This window comes from Methylocystis sp. ATCC 49242, from assembly GCF_000188155.2.
GTDB lineage: Bacteria > Pseudomonadota > Alphaproteobacteria > Rhizobiales > Beijerinckiaceae > Methylocystis.
On record NZ_KE124774.1, the window covers coordinates 93,493 to 110,084 of the forward strand.

General features: G+C 65.4%; 12 protein-coding genes. 8 read left to right on the forward strand and 4 right to left on the reverse strand.

The annotated features are described in order from the left end of the window. Nucleotides 1-26: 26 nt before the first annotated feature. Together MET49242_RS02375 and MET49242_RS02380 are read left to right on the forward strand one after the other, a co-directional pair. The gene (locus tag MET49242_RS02375) at nucleotides 27-1,247 is read left to right on the forward strand and encodes an exonuclease SbcCD subunit D (protein ID WP_036286606.1); all 1,221 of its coding nucleotides are present in this window, start codon (nucleotides 27-29) and stop codon (nucleotides 1,245-1,247) included. After that, nucleotides 1,248-5,000 carry an AAA family ATPase gene (locus tag MET49242_RS02380; RefSeq protein ID WP_036280353.1) on the forward strand — a complete coding sequence of 1,251 codons (3,753 nt, stop codon included), beginning with the start codon at nucleotides 1,248-1,250 and terminating at the stop codon, nucleotides 4,998-5,000. It abuts the gene before it with no gap. On the opposite strand, the gene MET49242_RS02385 is transcribed toward MET49242_RS02380, so the two are convergent. Beyond that, entirely contained in the window at nucleotides 4,988-6,217 is a 1,230-nt protein-coding gene (locus MET49242_RS02385) for a TCR/Tet family MFS transporter (protein WP_036280356.1), read from the reverse strand. The genes MET49242_RS02380 and MET49242_RS02385 overlap by 13 nt on opposite strands. A gap of 297 nt (nucleotides 6,218-6,514) precedes the next feature. Here MET49242_RS02385 and MET49242_RS02390 point away from each other — a divergent pair, with 297 nt between their 5' ends. Further along, on the forward strand, nucleotides 6,515-8,188 hold the full coding sequence (locus MET49242_RS02390; protein ID WP_036280359.1) for a porin: 1,674 nt from the start codon (nucleotides 6,515-6,517) through the stop codon (nucleotides 8,186-8,188). A gap of 81 nt (nucleotides 8,189-8,269) precedes the next feature. Then, nucleotides 8,270-8,983 (forward strand): tetratricopeptide repeat protein, encoded by a 714-nt coding sequence (locus MET49242_RS02395; RefSeq protein ID WP_036280362.1) that lies wholly within the window; start codon nucleotides 8,270-8,272, stop codon nucleotides 8,981-8,983. A 104-nt stretch (nucleotides 8,984-9,087) separates the two neighbouring features. Here the strand turns inward: MET49242_RS02395 and MET49242_RS02400 are convergent, their stop codons facing one another. Both MET49242_RS02400 and MET49242_RS02405 read right to left on the reverse strand, forming a co-directional pair. Beyond that, entirely contained in the window at nucleotides 9,088-9,678 is a 591-nt protein-coding gene (locus MET49242_RS02400) for a hypothetical protein (RefSeq protein ID WP_144259433.1), read from the reverse strand. Nucleotide 9,679: 1 nt separating this feature from the next. After that, a complete protein-coding gene (locus MET49242_RS02405) occupies nucleotides 9,680-10,192 on the reverse strand; it encodes a hypothetical protein (RefSeq protein ID WP_144259434.1) in 513 nt (170 codons plus the stop codon). Between the two features lie 544 nt (nucleotides 10,193-10,736). On the opposite strand from MET49242_RS02405, the gene MET49242_RS02410 reads away from it, so the two are divergent. After that, nucleotides 10,737-12,089 (forward strand): DEAD/DEAH box helicase, encoded by a 1,353-nt coding sequence (locus MET49242_RS02410; protein ID WP_036280372.1) that lies wholly within the window; start codon nucleotides 10,737-10,739, stop codon nucleotides 12,087-12,089. 39 nt (nucleotides 12,090-12,128) lie between these two features. Further along, on the forward strand, nucleotides 12,129-13,589 hold the full coding sequence (gene glpD, locus MET49242_RS02415) for a glycerol-3-phosphate dehydrogenase (protein WP_036280374.1): 1,461 nt from the start codon (nucleotides 12,129-12,131) through the stop codon (nucleotides 13,587-13,589). 18 nt (nucleotides 13,590-13,607) lie between these two features. Here glpD and MET49242_RS02420 read toward each other — a convergent pair whose 3' ends face one another. Then, complete coding sequence (locus MET49242_RS02420; RefSeq protein ID WP_036280375.1) at nucleotides 13,608-15,338, reverse strand: acyl-CoA dehydrogenase; 1,731 nt, start codon at nucleotides 15,336-15,338, stop codon at nucleotides 13,608-13,610. Between the two features lie 149 nt (nucleotides 15,339-15,487). On the opposite strand from MET49242_RS02420, the gene MET49242_RS02425 reads away from it, so the two are divergent. Both MET49242_RS02425 and infC read left to right on the forward strand, forming a co-directional pair. Then, complete coding sequence (locus MET49242_RS02425) at nucleotides 15,488-15,745, forward strand: zinc ribbon domain-containing protein (RefSeq protein ID WP_244430660.1); 258 nt, start codon at nucleotides 15,488-15,490, stop codon at nucleotides 15,743-15,745. 257 nt (nucleotides 15,746-16,002) lie between these two features. After that, nucleotides 16,003-16,530 carry a translation initiation factor IF-3 gene (gene infC, locus MET49242_RS02430; protein WP_036280380.1) on the forward strand — a complete coding sequence of 176 codons (528 nt, stop codon included), beginning with the start codon at nucleotides 16,003-16,005 and terminating at the stop codon, nucleotides 16,528-16,530. The last annotated feature ends 62 nt before the right edge of the window (nucleotides 16,531-16,592 follow it).

The window sequence follows — 16,592 nt, forward strand, 5'->3', positions numbered from 1 at the left end:
GCCGCTTGCGGCTTACTGCCGCCAACGTGATTCGACTTCTCCACACCGCCGACTGGCACCTGGGCGCTGCGCTGCAAGGCTGGCCGCGCGAGACCGAGCACCGCGCCGCGCTGGCGCAGCTCGTCGCCGTCGCCAGAGATCGCGCGGTCGACGCGATAGTCGTCGCCGGCGATATTTTCGACAGCCTCAACCCCTCCGCCGAGGCCCAGCGACTTTTATACGACACGCTGCGCGACCTGCGCGCCGCCTGTCCCCGCGCGGCGATCGTCCTGGTCGCCGGAAACCACGACCCCGCCGGCCGACTGGAGGCGCCGCGCGCCCTTTTCGAGATTGCCGGCGTCGCCTCGGTCGGCGTCGTCGACCGACGCGAGCGGGCGCTCGATCTCGCGGCCCATCTTTCGCCGATCATGGACGCCACGGGCCGCGTCGGCGCGCATCTCCTTGCGCTGCCCTATCCGCGCGCGGCCGACCTTCCGCTCGCGGGGCCGGAGGTCACGGGCTCGCCCGTCGTCTGGGGCGTGCGGGAGCTTTATCGTGAGGCCGTCGCCGCCGCGCGTGCGCAGATTGGCGATGCGCCCCTGATCCTTACCGGGCACCTGCACATCGCGGGCGGGCTGGAATCCGAAGGAGCCGAGCGGCGCATTCTCGTCGGCGGCGAACATGCCGCGCCGCCGGAGATTTTTCCCACCGACGTCGCCTATGTGGCGCTCGGCCATCTGCACCGCCCGCAAGCCGTCGGCCGCGATACAATCCGCTATTCGGGTTCGCTCATCCCGATGTCGAAGACCGAAATCGACTATGACCATGGCGTCAGCATCGTCGACATCGACGACGCGGGCGGCGCGAAAATCGAACATGTCTCCTTCGCCCGCGCCGTCGCGCATCTGCGCATTCCCACCAGAGGGGCGTTGTCGCCGGGGGAAATCGAAGGCGTGCTCGTGGCGCTCGATGTGGATACGCAATCCGCGCCGGACTTGCGGCCCTTCGTTCACCTCGCCGTGAAGGTCGACGCTCCCGCCGTCGGGCTGAAAGCGGAGATCGACGCGATCTGCGAGAAATTCCCGATCCGTCTCGTGTCGCTCAGCGTCGAGCGTCCTCAATATCAGGCGTCGCCGCAGGCCGCTCCCGTGCGTCTCGCCGAGCGTCAGCCGCTCGAACTGTTCCGCGAGGCTTTCGAACGCGCGCATGGCGTCGCGCCATCGACCGAGCATCTGCGCTGCTTCGAGCGCCTCTCGCAGGAGTCGTAGTTGCGAATCCTTGCGATCAGGGGCGAAAATCTCGCGAGCCTCGGCGAAAGATTTTCGATCGAACTGGAGCAGGAGCCGCTTCGTTCCGCGGGACTTTTTGCGATCACCGGCGAGACCGGCGCGGGAAAGTCGACGATCCTCGACGCGCTTTGTCTCGCCCTGTACGACGATTTTCCTCGCGCGGGCTCCCACAATCCCAAGGAGCGCGTTCTCGACGCCTCCGGAGACGCCATTCTGGCGAAGGACCCCGGAAACATTCTGCGGCGCGGCGCAGGCCGCGGTCATGCCGAAGTGGACTTCGTAGCGCGCGACGGACTCCGTTACCGCGCGCGTTGTGAACTGCGGCGCGCGCGCAACAAGGCAAGCGGCGCTTTGCAAAATCGCGGACGTAGCCTGTGGCGCATCGACGAAGACGGCGCTGTCGTCGCGACGCTCGAATCCGGCGTCGAGCCCGTCAATCGCCGCATCGTCGAACTCACGGATCTCACATTCGATCAGTTCCGCCGCACGGCGCTTCTCGCTCAGGGCGATTTCGACGCCTTTCTGCGCGCCGACGCCAAGGAGCGGGCCGAGCTTCTCGAAAAAATCACCGGCGCTGAAATCTATGGGCGCCTCTCGAAGCGCGCCTTCGATTTCGCGCGGGAGGCGCAGCAGCAGCTCGCGACGCTTGAGCAGCGCCGCGCCGACATCGGCGTCATGCCGGAGGAGGAGCGCGCGGCGACAGCCGAAGAAGCGGAGCGCGTGACGGAGCAGCGCGCTGCGCTCGCTACGGAGCGCGAAGCGACCAACGCAGCGCTGCGCCGCCACGACGTGCTCGCGCAGGCGCTGGCGAAGCTCGCGCAGGCCGAAAGCGATTGCGCTGCGGCCGCCGCGGCGTATGAGGCGGTGGGGCCGCAGCGCGCCACGCTCGCCGATCTTGCGCGCGCCGAGCCCTTGCGCGCGCCGCGCGACGATGTCGAGCGCGCTGCGAAAGCGCTCGCAGAAAAGCGCGAGGAAGCGGCGCGCGCCCTTGCGCAGGCGCATCAGGCGCAGCAGGCGCTCGACGACGCGCAGGCGCGCGAGCGCGCCGCCGGCGAGGCGCTTGCTCTGATTGAAGCGGAAATCGAGCGGCTCTCGCCAATATGGGCGCAGGCGAGCGAACTCGATTTACGCATCGCCGCGCTTGCGCAAGAGGAAGAGAAGGCGCGTCGTCTCGCACAGGAAGCGGCCGCGCGCGCAAAAGAGAAGCAGGACGAGGCGGCCAGGATTCTTGCACAAAAGGCGGAAACCGAGCGCGAGAGAGAAAAGGCGGACGCCGAATTCGCGCGCTTCGCATCCGCGCAGGCGCTGAGCGAGCGCTGGAGCGAGATCGACGAATGGCTCGGCAAACGCGCCGAAATCGCCAAAGCAAAAACTGTCGCAGGCGAACGACTGCGTGCCGCGCTTTCGGAACTGAAACGCAGCGAGGAAATGCGCGCCGCTTTCGACGCCGCGGACGAGGCCGACTGCGCCGCGCGCGATGCGCTGTTCGCGCAACTGGCCGAGCGCGGCGCGGCGCTCGGCGCGCTCGACGAGGCCGACGCGCAGCAGCGCGCGGAAGCGCTCACGCGCGCGCATGATCTGCTGCAGGCGTTGAGCGGTTGCGCGCGCGAGCATGACCGGGCAAGGGCGCAGGCGGCCGCCTCAGGCGTGGAGGTCGCGCGCTTTTCGCAGGAGACGGAAGCGCTCGCGCAACAATTGGAAAACTTGCGCCAGACGCGGGATGCGAACGCGAAGCAGAGCGAGGAGGCCGCGCGACTTGGCGAGCTCGCCGACGCGGCCGCCGATCAACATGCGCTGCGCTTGCGTGCGGCGCTGGAGGTTGGCGCGCCATGCCCCGTTTGCGGCGGGCTGGAGCATCCATTCGCGCAGGCGCAGGATGCGGCGCAGAAACTCGTTGCGGAATTGCGCGCGCGGCGCGACGCCGCGCGGCGTGCGTTGACGCAGACGGATGCGGAAATTGCGGCGGCCTCGGCGCAGGAGGCGAAGGCGCGCGCGCTTCATGGCGACGCCGCGCGCCGTCATGCGGAGGCGGAGGCCGCGGCGGTGCGCGCGGAGCAGGATTACGGCGCGCTTCTCGCCCGGCAGCCGCATGACGCGGCGCCGTCATCGATAGAGGGCGCGTTGTCGCAGCTTGTCGCGCTCATCGAAAAAACGTCGGCCGAACGCGAAGAGATCGCGCAGAAGCTCACCGCGGCGCGTCGCCTGCGCGGCGAGCTGGATCGGCTGCGCGCGCAATATGACGAGAAGCGCAATGCTATCGAGGCGCGCCGCGTCGATCGCGATGCTGCCGTCGCGCTCGCCCGAAACGCCGGGGAAGAGCGCGCGCGGTTTGAATCTGCAATCTCCGGCCATGGCGAACGCATCGAGTCTCTCGATCGCTCGCTCGCGCCCTTCCTGAAGCTTTGCGATCTCGCAAGCGTCGATCTCGACCGCGATTTCGCCGGCGCGCGAGGGCGACTGGAAAAAGCCGGCGCGCATTACCGTGCGGCGAAGGACGCGCTCGAGGTTTTGGCGGCGAAGTCGTCAACTCTCGCCTTGCGCGCGGCGACTCTGGAGGCCGAAGCGCGCGGGGCGGCGGCGAGCGAGGCCGAAGCCAGGATTGCGCATGAGGAGCGCCGGCATGATCTCGCCGCGATGCGGGCCGAACGCGCACAGCTCCTCGGCGGCGAGGAGACGGCGGCTCATCGGGCGCGCTGCGAGGACCGCAATCGTTCGGCCGTAGCGGCGCGCGAGACTGCGCGTGAGGCCATGACCGAGGCCGGCAAGACGAAAGCGGCGTGCGACGAGCGCAATGGGCGTTGCGGTGACGATGTCGTGGCTGCGGAAGCCGCGCTTTCGAAAGCGCGCACGGCCTTCGCCCGAGCGCTCGAACAGACGGGTTTCGATGCGCCGGCAGCCGCGTCATTGCTCGCGCTCACGCCGGAGCAGACCGCGGCGATGCGAGGCGAGGTCGAGGCTGCGCTGCAAGCCCTCGCCAACTCGCAGGCCGCTGTCGCCGCAAGGCGCAAGGATGTCGAGGAAGCGCAAGCCGCCGGGCCGCCGGAGACGCCGCGCGAAGAACTTGCCGCGCATGAGGCGGCGCTCGCGCAGCAACTCGACGCGCTCGCGACCCGACTGGGCGTATTGCAGGAGAAGCTGACGCAGGACGACAAGGCGCGCGCCCAGGCGCAGGCGCTTTGGAATGAAATCGAGGCGGCGCGGACGACGCGCAGGCTTTGGGATGAAATCAATGAAGCGATCGGCTCGGCGACGGGCGACAAGTTCCGCCGCTTTGCCCAAAGCGTGACTCTGGAGCAACTCGTCGCGCTCGCCAACCAGCGCCTCGCGCTGCTTGCTCCGCGTTACGCGCTGGAGCGTTCGGGCGACGTTGGCGCCCTCGGGTTGCAGATCGTCGACCGGGATCTTGGCGACGAGCGCCGCTCCACGCGCTCGCTCTCGGGCGGAGAGCGCTTTCTGGCGTCGCTCGCCCTGGCGTTGGCGCTGGCGGGGCTGGAGGGGCGCGACTCCTTCGTCGACACGCTCTTCATCGACGAAGGATTCGGCGCGCTGGATTCGGCGACGCTCGACGTCGCCGTCGACGCGCTGGAGAATCTGCAAGGGCAGGGACGCAAGGTCGGCGTCATCAGCCATGTCGAATCAATGCACCAGCGGATCGCGACGAAGATCTGCGTCGAGCGACGCGGTGGCGGCGTCTCCGTCGTGCGGCTGCGCGCGCCCGGTTACGGAGCCTGAACGGTCGACCGCTTTATCGCCGCCCGCGCGATCATCAGGCTGGCGACGAGGAGCAGCGCGGCGATGAAATAGCCGGCGCCGGGGAAGGCGCCGAAATAGATCGACCCCGCGAAAATTTGCGTGAAGAACAGCGGCCCCACCATTCCGGAAACGCCGCGCAGGCTGCCGAGCGCGCCTTGCAGACGCCCTTGCTCGGAGGCGCCGGCGAAGCGCGTCGCGAGACCCTGAAAGGACGGGTTCGCCATGCCCCACATGGCGATCAGCGGGGGCGCAGCCATGAAGATCGCGCCCGTCGGCGCGAAGGCGTAGGCCGCGAATCCCAGCGCGCCGCTGACGAGCGCAATGGCGAGCGTCTTCTTTTCGCCCAGACGCGCGACGGCGGGACGCACCAGGCCCCCGGAGACCACGGTCTGCGAAACGCCCACGATCGCCAGCGCCCAGCCGGTCGTGCCGGGATCCCAATTGTAGCGATACTGGGTGTAGAGCACGAAGAGCGCCGGCAGCGACTCATGCGCGAGATAGGAGAGGAACAGGGCGCCCGCGATCATCGCTAGCGCCGGCTGGCTGCGCAGGAAATGGAGCGAACCGAGCACATTGGCGCTGCGCCAGACGATCTTCGGCGTGCGCTTTTCGGGCGCCAGCGACTCCGGCAGGATGAAAAAGCCATAGAGCGCATTCGCGAGACTGAAAGCCGCCGCGGCCCAGAAGGGCAGGCGCAAGCCATAATCGCCGAGAACCCCGCCGATCGCCGGTCCAAGAATGAAGCCGACGCCGAATGCCGCGCCGATCAGGCCGAAACGGCCGGCGCGTTTCTCTGGCGGCGTGATGTCGGTGATGTAGGCGTTGGCGGTCGCCACGCTTGCGGCGGTTATTCCCGAAATGAGCCGGCCGAGGAAGAGGAAGCCGAGCGAGGGCGCCAGCGCCATGAAGATATAATCGAGGCCGAGCCCGAGATTCGACAGCAGCACCACGGGGCGCCGGCCGTAGCGGTCCGAGAGTGCGCCGAGCACGGGCTGGAAGAGGAACTGCATCAGCGCCCAGGAGAAGCCGAAGACGCCGGTGACCGTCGCCGCCGAGCGCAAGTCGCCGCCCTCGAACTCGGCGATGAGCTTCGGCAGGACGGGGATCATCACGCCGAGCGCCAGCATGTCCAGCGCAACGGTGATGAGGATGAAGACGAACGCCGCTTCGCGCGGGCGCTTCGGCGCAAAGTTCATATGTCTGCCTTCCGACGAATGGTGGAGCTTTCCGAGTAACAGGGAACCCGCGCGGCCGGCAAGCGGAGGCGGAATTACAATCGGAGATCGCCTTTGTTTATGCATATCGGGCGCGAAAAACATGATTTCTGTTGCTGAAATGCCACCCGAATCAGAGGTATAGAAGAGAAACTGTGTCCTTGGCGCCACATGCGCCGCCGATCGGCAGTCATAATCTATCCGAGGCAAAAACTGTCACGCGTCTGTCATCCAGCGTCTGTTTCTCTCGCTCCCGAGGTTTAACGGAGTCAAAAAAACATGAGGCTTGGAGTTGCACATTTCGCGCTCGCTATCGGGGCGTTTGGGCTGTTCTCGGCGACTGCGGCGACCCCCGCCGCCGCTGACACCGCCTCTGAAATCCGTGCGCTGAAGGCGCGCCTGTTGAAGCTGGAAGCCGAGGAAGCGCGCGCGAGGCGGGAGGCGAAGGCGCAGGAGAAGGCCGCTGCGGCGGCAGCGGTCGCCCAGGCGACGCGCGGCCGTTATTCGGGCGGTTCGGCGCCGGACCCGACCCAATCGCTGCAGCACTGGTACGACCGCCTCAGCCTTCGCGGCTATTCGCAGATGCGATACAACGACATTCTGAGCGGCGGGCCGTTTTACAACGACATCTCCACGCCCGGCGACAAGTCGGTCGGCCCGCGCCAGAATTTCTTCATCCGCCGCGCCCGCATCATCCTGAGCGGCGACGTCTCCGAGCATCTCTACCTCTATTTCCAGAACGACTTCGCGAGCTCGCCGTCGGGCACTTTCTCGAACTCTCCGACCTTCAATCCTCCCGGCAACTTTGCCGCGCAGCAGGTCTATTATTATTACAATCAGCCGTTCGGTCTCTTCGCCTATCCGGGCTGGAACCAGCAGGGCAACTACAGCTCCGCGCCGGGCAATTTCGGTCAGATCCGCGACCTTTATGCGGACATCTATTTTGACAAGGACAAGGAATTCCGCGTCCGCGCCGGCCAGTCGAAGATCCCCTACGGCTTCGAAAACATGCAGTCGTCGCAGAACCGCCTCGCGCTCGACCGCGCCGACGCAATCAACAGCTGCTGCAAGGACGAGCGCGACCTCGGTCTGTTCTTCTACTACACGCCCAAGGAAATGCGTCATCTCTTCCGGGATCTCGTGAAGAACAACCTGAAGGGCTCCGGCGACTACGGCATGGTTGGCTTCGGCGTCTACAACGGTCAGGGCGCAAATCGCATCGAGCTCAACAAAAACACCCATCTCGTCGCGCGCTTCACTTATCCTTACGTCTTCGAAAACGGCCAGATCGTCGAAGCCAGCGTTCAGGGCTACACCGGCAAATTCGTGCCCTATACGACCGGCATCCGTCCGTCTCTCGGCATGGGAACGAACTGGGCAGGCTTTATCCCGAGCGGTTCGCCCCTCGCGGACATCGGTTCGGGCTTTACGCCCTATGTCGATGGTTCGGGCTGGAATAATCTCGGCAATTACAACCTCAGCTCCTGGGGAGCGAGGAACGGCTGGGGGCCCGTCGTCGCGAACGGCGGCACCGGCATTCAGGACTCTCGCGTCGCCGTCACCGGTGTGATCTATCCGCAGCCGTTCGGCATCAGGGCGGAATGGAACTGGGGCGTCGGGCCGCAGCTGAACGAAACCCAGACCGCGATCACGAAGCGGACGCTCAACGGCGGCTATGTCGAAGCCACCTACAAATATGAGGACAAGGAGTTCGGGACGGGCACCTGGTTCCCCTTCGTGAAGTGGCAATATTATAATGGCGGCGCCAAGTTCGAGAACAATGCTCCGCTGATGCGAGTCAATGAATGGGACGTCGGCGTCGAATATCAGCCCCTGCCGGAGCTCGAGTTCACGGCGATCTACTCCCATATGGATCGCACGAACGTCCAAGCTGCGCCTTACCGTCAGTTCCAGGCGGACCTGATGCGTATGCAGCTTCAGTGGAACTACTGATCGGCTGCGCCGCATCCGCGTGAACCATGGCGCTCCCGGCCCGGCCGGGGGCGCTCTCTTCGTTTTGTAAAGGCTGTGACAATGAAGCTCATCCAGACGCTGACGCTCTTTTTCGCGCTCGGTTGCGCAATCGGCATGGCGCAGGCGGATGACTATGACGATGCAACCGCGGCCGCGCGGCGTGGCGACCACGCGGCCGCGCTGAAATTGCTGAAGCCGCTTGCGGAAAAGGGGAACGCCAGGGCGCAAGCGGAGCTCGGCGCGATCTACATGGCGGGAAAGGGCGTGCCGACCGATCCGAAGGAGGCCGTGAAATGGACGCGCCTCGCGGCTGAGCAGGGGGTCGCCTCGGCGCAATTCAATCTCGGCGCGATGTATCTCGACGGACAGTTCGTAGCGCAGGACTACAAGGAAGCCATGAAATGGACCCTGAAAGCGGCGAGTCAGGGACTGGCGGCGGCGCAGCTGAACATTGCGAGCATGTATTACGACGGCAATGGCGTCGCGCAGGATTACAAGGAGGCCGTGAAATGGCTTCGTCTCGCGGCGGCGCAGGGCGACGCGGACGCGCAACTTAACCTCGGAACGATGTATGTCGCCGGGCAGGGCGTCGATAAGGATCTCCTGCGAGGCCATATGTGGACGCGTCTTGCGACGGAGTCTCCGTCCATGAGCGAGAGCGACCGGAAAACGATCCGCGAGATGTCGTCGAAGACGCTGACGCCGGAAGAGATCGTCAAGGCGGAGGCGATGGCGAAGAAATGCAGGGAGTCCGCTTTCAAGGACTGCGATTGACGATCGTTTCTATCTGCAACAGGTCGAAAAACTGCGTCGCCGATGCGCAATTCCTGTTCTTCGACCCACCCGACAAGGGTGGGTCTCTTGTTACTGATAGCGGGTCACTGACATTGGAAGCACCAGGTCACGAGCTGATCGATCGTACAGGTGTATTTCGTGCCGTTGCTACAGGTTTCGTTGAACTCCTGGACGCACACCGGCTGCGGTCCGGGCAGGCAGTAATTGCGGACGTTCGACTGCGCGCAGCCGGGATCCTTGACGGCGCCGCCGACGATCTTGCTGCAACTGCCGGCCCCCGGTTGCGGGACGCTGGAGCAGCCAAGGGTGATCGTGATGTCTTCGCCCTTGAAGCACCAGTTGGTGAAGGTGGCGTCGAATTTGTTCGGCGTGGTCTCCGCGAAGAGATTTTCACTTACCGAAAAACAATTGTTATTTTTATTGTAGTTGAACAAGGTCCCGGGATTGGCCAGGCCCCAGAAATAAGGGTGGTCTCCCGTGCAATAATAAGCCCATCCCTTGGTGTCCCAGCCGCCATAATGGACTGGCCCCATCTGTTGTTCCTGGCAATTCGGGACCATCGGGTTGCCCCAGTGATCGACAGGGCAGGCGCCGGCCGTCGCCTCGGTGGGACTGACGAGTAAAGCGACAAGGAGGATCCCGCAGGGCAGTGCCGTCGTGTCAATACGAACCATTTTACGGCCTCCCTAACTGGCCAGTTTTCGACGGAAGGCCGCCGCGTTGCTCCATCATGCTGACAGGCGACACATTCCTCGACGAGCAGCCCAGAAAAACGGTTACGGCGCCAACCGCCGGCCCCTGGTTTTGCGCAGCAAAGAAAAGCCGTTCGTCGCTCGGTTGAGGAAAGTGATGGTATGGGGGATCGGCCTGAACTTTTTGCAGGGCCTGAATCTGTATGTGCTCGTGTTGCTCGGTATCCCAGCCGACAAGGTGCGGGGCGCGCGGCGGGCATTTGTAGTTCAGCAACTTCACCTGGCCGGCCGCAATTCTCTCCTGGCGCTGCGCCACGACCTGACAGGGCCGAACGCCGCATTCGTTTCCCAGACGCTTCAACACTCGCGTGGTATTGAAGAAGGCCGACTGGGCGTTCGATTCGATAGGGGCGCTCGCGAAGATCGCCGCCAGACCGAATGTAGCTATCGCGACTGAGAGAAGACGGGATGGCCGGTCGGTGATTCCTGCCTGCATGGACCGCTCTTTCTGTTTTTTCTGCAGCAGGCTAACGCGCAACCTTTGGCGTTGGTTCCACGTAAAATGTTACCGGTGGGCGATCCCACCAGGCTTCTGCGCCGATCCGGCGTGTCGGGTGGAACTGCGCGACATTTGCCGCCGTCATCGACAGGAGGCGCCCCTTGGAAAGAGGCGCCCCTTGGAAAGAAGTCCCCAGTTGTCCAAGAAATTGACGGAGGGTCGGGGGCGGGCTCCGCCCTGGCGGGTGACGACGCGTTTGCGCATGTTTGTCGGCAAGCGCGCCGTCGGCCCGGGACGCGTGTCAATTAAATTGACCTTTGGGAACGCTTCCTGTATGCAACTCCCTGCTGCGCCGCAGCATGAGGCGCTCCAGCCGCGTAGATCGGACATCGCCCGCCACGGGTGATCCGACCAGCTGTCGAGCCTCCCTTATCGCACAATCGACGGCCCGATACGCGGGGCAAGTCTCCCATTTCTCCGTAACCGGTCCGTCCGCGCCAATTCCTGGCGACGGCGCGCGGTCACACATGAAAGACGCTAAGTGACAAAATTTTCCGATCTCGGTCTCGCCGAGATTCTTCTTCGCGCCCTCGATCGCGAAGGCTATGAAACGCCCACCTCCATTCAGGCTCAGGCCATTCCGTATCTGATGGAAGGCCGCGACCTTCTCGGCATTGCGCAGACCGGCACCGGCAAGACGGCGGCCTTCGCTCTCCCGATCCTCAACCGGCTCGCCGCCGACCGCCGCCGGCCCGCGCCCTTCACGGCGCGCACGCTGGTGCTGGCGCCGACCCGCGAACTTGCGGCGCAGATCGCCGACAGCTTCCGGGCCTATGGCCAATTCATGCGCCCGAGCGTCGGCGTCATCGTCGGCGGCGTGTCGCACCGTCCGCAGATCGACATGCTGGCGCGCGGCCTCGACGTTCTGGTCGCGACGCCCGGCCGTCTGCTCGATCATATCGCCAGCGGCAAGCTGAAGCTCGCGGCGACTGAGGTTCTGGTCCTCGACGAAGCCGACCACATGCTGGACCTCGGCTTCATCGTGCCGATCCGCCAGATTGTCGCCAAGCTCCCCAAGAAGCGCCAGACGCTCCTCTTTTCCGCGACCATGCCGAAGGAGATCGCGGGGCTCGCGGAGGACATGCTTCAGAACCCGGCGCAGGTGTCAGTGACGCCGGTGGCGACGACGGCCGAGCGCGTGGCCCAGCATGTGTTCCTCGTCGACGGCGGCGCCAAGCGCGACATGCTGATTGAATTGATGAACGACGCCGACGTCTCCCGCGCCATCGTCTTCACCCGCACCAAGCGTGGCGCCGACCGCGTGGCGGAGCATCTCGACGCGGCGGGCGTTGGAGCCGAGGCGATCCACGGCAACAAGAGCCAGAGCCAGCGCATCCGCGCGCTCGACGCGTTCCGCAAGGGCCGCACACGCGTGCTGGTCGCCACCGACATCGCCGCGCGCGGCATCGACGTCGACGGCGTGACGCATGTCGTCAACTACGAACTGCCGGAGACGCCGGAGGCCTATGTGCACCGTATCGGCCGAACGGCCCGCGCCGGGGCTTCGGGCCGCGCCATTTCGCTATGTGACAATGGCGAACGCCAGTTGCTCCGCCAGATCGAGAAGCTGACGCGCCAGACGCTCGCCTTCACCGATCGCCGCAGCGCCCATGCGCGCAATGACGACTCCACACCCGTGCGCCGCGGGCCGAGAGGCGGCGCGCCCAAGGGCAATGGCGGCGGGCGGAACGGGCAGAAGCATCCGCGCCGCGAGGGCCAGCCGCGCGACGGGCAGCGTCCTTCGGGGCAACGCCCGGCGGGTCCGGCCAGCGGCCAGAAGCGCCGCGCACATGGCGGCGGCAATCGCCCGCAGGGCGGCCGTCCGCAAGGATGACGCTATATTCATGGCCGCGTCGATTCGTCGGGGGCGGCCATGATTTATGATCTTCTCATTGTCGGCGGCGGAATCAACGGCTGCGCCATCGCGCGTGATGCGGCGGGGCGCGGCCTTTCCGTGCGGCTCGTCGAGCAGAACGATCTCGCGAGCGGCACGTCGTCCGCCTCCACGAAACTCATCCATGGCGGGCTGCGCTATCTGGAGCTCTATGAGTTTCGCCTCGTGCATGAGGCGCTGGCCGAGCGCGAATTGCTGCTCGCCGCCGCGCCGCACATCATCTGGCCGCTGAAATTCGTCCTGCCGCACGAGAAGGGCCTGCGCCCCGTCTGGATGCTGCGGCTCGGCCTCTTCCTTTACGACCATCTCGCGCGGCGCAAGCGCCTCGAGGGTTCGCATATGGTGTCGCTGAAGGGCAATGCGCTCGGCGCGCCCTTGCGCGAGACCTATAATGTCGGTTTCACTTACGCCGATTGCTGGGTGGAGGACTCTCGTCTCGTCGTGCTCAATGCGCTCGACGCGAAGGAGCGTGGCGCGACGATCACGGTGGGCGCGCGACTGACGCAGGCCGTGCGCCGTGACAACCTCTGGATTGCGACGCTCGCTGACGGCGAGGAGATCTCAGCGCGCGCGCTGGTGAACGCCGCGGGGCCATGGGTCAGCCAGGTGATCGAGGAGGCGCTGCACGTTCGTTCGCGCAAGCATGTGCGGCTGGTGAAGGGCTCGCATCTCGTCACACGCCAGCTTTATGACGGCGAGCACGCCTATATTCTGCAAAATCCCGACGGGCGCATCGTCTTCGCCATTCCCTACGAGCGCGCGTTCACGCTGATCGGCACGACGGATGTCGTTCATGACGCCGCGCCCGGTGAGGTCGCAATCAGCGACGCCGAAACGGATTACCTGCTCGACTCCGTCAATCATTTCCTGCGCGCGGCGGTCTCGCGCGGCGACATCGTCTGGAGCTACGCGGGCCTGCGGCCGCTATACGACGATGGCTCGCTGAAGGCGTCAGTTGTGACGCGCGATTACGCCTTCGATCTCGACGCGCCGGACGACGCCGCGCCGGCGTTGTCGATCTTCGGCGGAAAGATCACCACCGCGCGCCGGCTCGCCGAACATGCGCTGGATGATTTGCGCGCCTACCTCCCCGCGCATGGCGAGCCATGGACGGCCGGCGCCGTCGTTCCCGGCGGCGACATGGAGTTCGACGCCTTCCTCGCCGGATTGAAGCGGGAGAAGCCGTTTCTCGAGAACGATGTCGCGCTGCGTCTCGCGCGCGCCTACGGGACGCGAGTTTATCGCTTCCTGAAGGATGCGGCGTCGATGGCCGATCTCGGACGCGATTTCGGCGGCGGGCTGACGGAGGCGGAAATTCGCTATCTCGTCGAAAACGAATGGGCGCGCACGGCAGACGACGTCTTGTGGCGCCGCTCGAAATTGGGCTTGCACACGAGCGCCGCGCAACAAGAGTCGCTTCGGAAATTCATTCGAGCCTGAAGGCACGCACGCGCTCCTCTATTTCATCACTCCAATCGCGTCGTTCACAGACCCGGCCCCATTGATGACGCTCCTCGTCAGCCCCGGCGCCGCGACGGCGATGTTCTCCGCAAAAAACCGCGCCAGCGCCATTCGGCGTTCGGCCGAAGCCTCGCCCTCCTTGCGCGCGACATTCGCGCCTTTCACGAGCAGAGTCGCGCCGCGCGCGAGCGCGAAAAGGCGCAGGTAAGGCGTCGCTCCCGCGAGAGCGGCGACGGGGTCGGCCCGCGTGATGAAGTCGCTCGCCTGCGCCAGCGCCTCGACCGCTTCCCCAACCGCCGCATATTCGCCGCCGCTGGCGATCGCGCGCATGTCACCGATTTCGCGCGCCAGCGCCGCGCCCTGCGAGAGCGGCAGTTTGCGCGTCACGAGGTCGATCGCCTGAATGCCGTTCGTCCCCTCGTAAATGCCGCAGATGCGCGCGTCGCGCATGAGTTGCGCGGCGCCCGTTTCCTCGACATAGCCCATGCCGCCGAAGACCTGCACGCCAAGCGAGGTCGCCTCATTGGCGATGTCGGTGGAGAAGGCCTTGGCGACGGGCGTCAGCAGGCTGGCGCGCTCCTCGGCCTCTGCGGCGCGCACGGGATTCTTTTCACGCCGCGCGCGGTCGATGGCGGCGGCGGTCTCGTAGCAAATGGCGCGCGAGGCGGCGGTCATGCCCGCCATCGTCATCAGCATGCGCGCGACGTCGGGGTGTTCGACGATGGCGCTCGTCTGAACGGCGCCGGGCGCGCGACCCTGCTTGCGTTCGCGCGCCCAGGCGAGCGCGTGCTGCGTCGAGCGCTCGGCAAGGGCGACGCCCTGCAGGCCCACGGCGAGCCGGGCGTTGTTCATCATGGTGAACATGCAGGCGAGGCCCTTGTTCTCCTCGCCGACGAGATAGGCGACGGCGCCGCCGTTATCGCCGTAGATCATCGTGCAGGTCGGCGAGCCATGGATTCCGAGCTTGTGCTCGACGCCGCCGCAGCGAAGATCGTTGCGCCGCGTGAAGGCGCCATTTTCGTCGGGCAGGAATTTCGGCGCGAGGAAAAGCGATATGCCTTTGGTGCCGGGCGGCGCGTCGGGAAGGCGCGCGAGCACCAGATGCACGATGTTGTCCGCGAGATCGTGCTCGCCATAGGTGATGAAAATCTTTTGTCCGAAGAGGCGGTAGGTCCCGTCGCCGGCGCGTTCGGCGCGTGTGCGCAAAAGCGCGAGGTCGGAGCCCGCCTGGGGTTCGGTCAGGTTCATTGTCGCAGTCCACTCGCCGCTGACAATCCTGGCGAGATAGATTTCCTTCAGCGCCTCGCTGGCGTGCGCCTCCATGGCGTCGATTGCTCCATGGCCGAGCAGGGGACAGAGCGCGAAGGCCATGTTGGCCCCGTTCCAGATTTCCGTGCAGCACGCGTTGAGCAGGGCGGGGAGGCCGAGCCCGCCATGGTCCGGATCGGCGGCGATCGCGTTCCAGCCGCCTTCCCGCCACAGCGCATAGGCCTCGCGCCAGCCGGAAGCAGTGGTCACGACGCCGTCAGCGAAGCGCGCGCCGACTTTGTCGCCGATTCTGTCGAGCGGATGGAGCGACCCTTCCGCGAATTTCGCCGCCTCGGAGAGCGTCTGTTCGGCGACGCCGTCGGCAAGGTCGGCGTATAGGCCGTCCGCCTCCAATGCGCCGTCTCCGGCGGCGATTCGGAGCGCGAAGAGGATGTCGTCGAGCGGCGCGTGATAGGTCATTCTGTCTCCCCGGGGTGCGAATCGTGAGTAGAAATTAGCGCAGCCGAAGCCGTCCGCTCCCCCGACGCAAAGATTTTTCAGGCCGGCGTCGTCGGCGCGCCGCTTGTCCGGAGCGATGCGGCTTGCGTCCGGGCCTCGAAGGCACGAGAATGAAAATTACTGTTTCCCTGCGAGGAGCCATGCCGCTTTACGCCTATCGCTGCGAAGATTGCCGCCACGAATTCGAGACGTTGAGCCGAATCGACGAGGCGCCGCCCGCTTGCCCCTCCTGCGGCGGCGCGCGGGTCGAGCGCCAGCTCTCCCGGATCGCCAAGCCCGCCGCTGGCGGGGACGCCGGCGACGCCTGCGCCGCCATGGCGGGCGGCGCGCTCTGTCCGAGTTGCCCGGCGCTCGCCGGCGGATTGTGATTGATCGCGGCCCTTTTCCGGCGACGAAAGAGGGGCGGTCATTCCCGCCTTTGCCTGGATGCGTTATCTTTGTTTCATGGTTTGGCGTGAATAATGCGTATATTCACGTATGAAGCAGTTGACTTGACGCGAGAGCGTGGGAATCTGTTCTTTAATCCGGAATCCGTCCGGGGCGGGAAGTTTATGCTCCCGCGTGATATTAGGCATAGCGGCCGTCCTTTTCGGCCCCATGAAGGAGATGTTCCATTCGCCGTCCAATGAAGAGCACCGCGGCTCCGCAGAAGGAGGGACCGCGCATCAACCGGGAAATTCGTGCACGAGAAGTGCAGCTGATCGATTCCGAAGGTAAAAATCACGGCGTCGTTCAATTGCCCGATGCGCTGGCCATGGCCGATTCGGCCGGGCTCGATCTGGTGGAGATTGCGCCGAATTCCACGCCTCCCGTCTGCAAGATTCTCGACTACGGCCGATTCCGCTTTGCCGAGCAAAAGAAGGCGGCCGAGGCGCGCAAGAAGCAGAAGGTGGTCGAGGTAAAGGAAATCAAGCTGCGCCCCGGCATCGACGAGCATGATTACGATGTGAAGATGAAGGCCGTCCGCCGCTTCTTCGAGGAGGGCGACAAGGTCAAGGTGACGCTGCGCTTCCGCGGCCGCGAGATCGCGCATCAAGACATCGGCTATCGTCTTCTCACGCGCGTGAAAGCCGAGACAGCGAATCTGGCGAAGGTCGAGCTCGAGCCGTCCATGGAAGGCCGGCAGATGGTGATGGTGCTGGCGCCGCGCTGAAAGCGTTTCGCCGCCTCCGCCGGCGCGCCGGGGAGGTCATGGTGTGGAAAGGGCTGGGCCTT